Source organism: Arthrobacter sp. ZGTC131 (assembly GCF_002929275.1).
Classification (GTDB): domain Bacteria; phylum Actinomycetota; class Actinomycetes; order Actinomycetales; family Micrococcaceae; genus Arthrobacter.
In genome coordinates this window covers 1-1,878 of sequence record NZ_PJIK01000040.1, presented here as the reverse complement: position 1 = coordinate 1,878, position 1,878 = coordinate 1, and the positions used below count along the sequence as shown (strand labels likewise).

Genomic DNA, 1,878 nt, shown 5'->3' with positions numbered 1-1,878 from the left:
CGTGGCTGCAGGAGAAGATACCTCCCATATCCTCAGCGGGTTGACTAACCAGCTGCCTGATCGTGATCCGGAAGAGACCGCCGAGTGGGTTGAGTCCCTGGATTCGCTGATCAGGGAACAGGGCACCGAGCGTGCCCAATACATCATGCGCAGTCTCCTGCAGCGTGCCGGCGCCCAGAGCGTCGGGGTTCCGATGGTCACCACCACGGACTATGTGAACACCATCCCGGCGGACCAGGAAGCGGAGTTCCCGGGCAACGAGGAGTTCGAGCGCCGCTACCGGGCGTACATGCGCTGGAACGCCGCGGTGATGGTGCACCGGTCCCAGCGCCCCGGCATCGGGGTGGGCGGGCACATCTCCACCTACGCCGGGGCCGCGACCCTGTACGAGGTCGGCTTCAACCACTTCTTCCGCGGCAAGGACCACCCCGGCGGCGGGGACCAGGTCTTCTTCCAGGGCCACGCCTCCCCGGGCATGTACGCCCGGGCCTTCATGGAGGGCCGGCTGACCGAGCAGGACCTGGACGGGTTCCGGCAGGAGAAGTCCAAGGCCGGGCACGCCCTGTCCTCCTACCCGCACCCGCGGCTGATGCCCGAGTTCTGGGAATTCCCCACCGTCTCGATGGGCATCGGGCCGATGAACGCGATCTACCAGGCCCAGTCCAACCGGTACCTGCACAACCGCGGCCTGAAAGACACCGCCGAGCAGCAGGTCTGGGCGTTCCTGGGCGACGGCGAAATGGACGAGCCCGAATCCCGCGGCCTGCTCCAGCTCGCCGCGAACGAGAACCTGGACAACCTGAACTTCGTGATCAACTGCAACCTCCAGCGCCTCGACGGGCCGGTGCGCGGCAACGGCAAGATCATGCAGGAACTCGAGGCGTTCTTCCGCGGCGCGGGCTGGAACGTCATCAAGGTCGTCTGGGGCCGGGAGTGGGACGAGCTGCTGACCCGCGACTCGGACGGGTCGTTAGTGAAGATCATGAACGAAACCCCGGACGGGGACTACCAGACCTACAAGGCCGAATCCGGCGGGTTCGTCCGCGAACACTTCTTCGGCAAAACCCCGCAGACCAAGGACATGGTCGCGGACCTCAGCGATGACCAGATCTGGAACCTCAAGCGCGGCGGCCACGACTACCGCAAGGTCTACGCCGCGTACAAGGCAGCCACTGAATTCAAGGGCAAGCCCACCGTGATCCTGGCCAAAACGGTCAAGGGCTACGGACTCGGCCCGCACTTCGAAGGCCGCAACGCCACCCACCAGATGAAAAAACTCACCCTCGACGACCTCAAGAAGTTCCGCGACCACCTGCGGATCCCGGTCACGGATGAGCAGCTCGAAAAGGATCCGTACCAGCCGCCGTACTTCCACCCGGGTACGGACGCGCCGGAAATCCAGTACATGATGGAACGCCGCGCCGCGCTCGGCGGTAGCGTGCCGGAACGCCGCGCCAAGCACTCCGACATCGCGCTGCCGGAGGCCAAGACGTATGACGTGGCCAAGCGGGGTTCGGGCAAGCAGCAGGCCGCCACCACCATGGCCTTCGTCCGCCTGCTCAAGGACCTGATGCGGGATAAGAACTTCGGCAAGCACATCGCGCCGATCATCCCGGATGAGGCGCGCACGTTCGGCATGGACGCGTTCTTCCCGACGGCGAAGATCTACAACCCCAAGGGCCAGAACTACCTGTCCGTGGACCGGGACCTGGTCCTGGCCTACAAGGAATCCGCCCAGGGCCAGCTGATCCACCCCGGCATCAACGAAGCCGGCGCCGTCGCAGCCTTCACCGCCGCCGGCACCGCCTACGCCACCCACGGCGTGCCGCTGGTCCCGGTCTACGTGTTCTACTCCATGTTCGGCTTCCAGCGCACCGG

The 1,878-nt window shown here is 65.5% G+C and carries 1 protein-coding gene; it reads left to right on the top strand.

Features of this window, described 5'->3' with window-relative positions; all coding sequences use genetic code 11:
* Window position 1 precedes the first annotated feature (1 nt).
* The coding region (gene aceE / locus CXQ90_RS21575; RefSeq protein WP_104141376.1) for a pyruvate dehydrogenase (acetyl-transferring), homodimeric type at window positions 2-1,878 on the top strand (1,877 nt) is incomplete at its 3' end.